Source organism: Phytobacter sp. V69 (genome assembly GCF_965644215.1).
GTDB lineage: Bacteria > Pseudomonadota > Gammaproteobacteria > Enterobacterales > Enterobacteriaceae > Phytobacter.
Genome location: NZ_CBFFRL010000430.1, coordinates 1 through 1,279 on the forward strand (window position 1 = coordinate 1; position 1,279 = coordinate 1,279).

Consider the following 1,279-nt stretch of genomic DNA (forward strand, 5'->3'; position numbering starts at 1 on the left):
CAGGCAACCGTCTGTGGTGTTTGCAGAGCTAAGATTGGCGGCTTAGCGTTGCACTTCGGAGTTGAATCCGCCAACAACTGCAGTTTGAAATAGAAAACTCACCTTACGAAAACACGCACAACCTCTGGAGTGCGCTGGGGGCGCGGTATCAGCCCTCGATCATCTACAAAATTCGCCATATTGCGATTCAGGCGAACCAGGTAAGCGGGGAAGCGCTTGTTCTGCAACAGGTGGGCAGCCAGGCACAGGCCGAACGCTGATGTTTGTGATGGCGGAAATCACCTTACAGCACCAGTTTTTTCCACAAAGCGTCTGGCGGGATGCTGTGCTGTTGCCGGATCACAACACCGGCGAAGCGATGCGGCGTCTGGGGCTCAATCTGGTCGTCACAGGCAACGTATGGCGTATTTATGGCTATGCCCCGACGGGCAGAACGACGTTTTTGAATTATTGCGTTTCTCAGGCGTTATGTTGTCCGCTGCGTTTCTGGCTGACGCAGCCCAGCGCCTGGCTGCTGGCGGTCACGGCACTGCCCAGAGAATGGATAGGGGTCCTTGGGTTCAGCAGCCAGCGTCTCGCCGCCGATGAGCAGACTCCGGGCACCATGACTATGGGGCCGGCCGAAGCGGAAAGTGCGCCCGCCGTGGCAACGGGCGAAATCTGTCTCTATCCGGCGGATTTGCTCACCCGGCAGGCGTTTACGCTGACGCTACAGGCCAGGGCCACCATCTGGGAATATCGCCTGATTTCACGCGGCCAGCGGCGGCTGCAAAACCCACAGGTGGTGGATGCGTCAGGACAGGTGGCGTTCAGCCCCGCCAGTGTTAGCAGGGATGATATCGACGGACAAAATGGCTGGGTAACGAGCAGCACCTCGGCGATTATTTTGCAGCAGGCGCCACCGCAACGCTTTGCATTGATGGATATTCCCCGCACACAGACACAGAGCGGGCGTAGCCGACAGCAAACCCTGATTTCGGCGCTGCCCACGCCTGCGGCAGAAAGGTTATTTACCGCGTATTCCGCGGATCAGCAGCCCGTGTCGGTTATGTATGTGTATGTCTGATGAAAGGGGCGCAACACGCATCACCCGCAGGCGAACAGGGGTCGGATTCTGATGTTTTTGGGCTAAGGCCTTTTCAGGTTAACGACATGCAGTACAGGAATTTCACTTAGTGAACCAAAGGAAAACCACGACATGCTAGATGGTGTCGTCACAAGATTTTAGCCCAGAGAGCGATGCATCTGATCTGGACGGCAGCGAGAAATGAGGCCGTAT

At 56.6% G+C, this 1,279-nt stretch carries 2 protein-coding genes; both read left to right on the forward strand.

All coding sequences use genetic code 11. The features are described from left to right. Window positions 1–77 precede the first annotated feature (77 nt). Window positions 78–260: a Pvc16 family protein gene (locus ACSZPU_RS25760; RefSeq protein WP_499004453.1), complete on the forward strand. Its 183-nt coding sequence runs from the start codon at window positions 78–80 to the stop codon at window positions 258–260. Next, on the forward strand, window positions 260–1,066 hold the full coding sequence (locus ACSZPU_RS25765) for a hypothetical protein (protein ID WP_499004451.1): 807 nt from the start codon (window positions 260–262) through the stop codon (window positions 1,064–1,066). Before ACSZPU_RS25760 ends, ACSZPU_RS25765 begins: the two co-directional genes overlap by 1 nt. The last annotated feature ends 213 nt before the right edge of the window (window positions 1,067–1,279 follow it).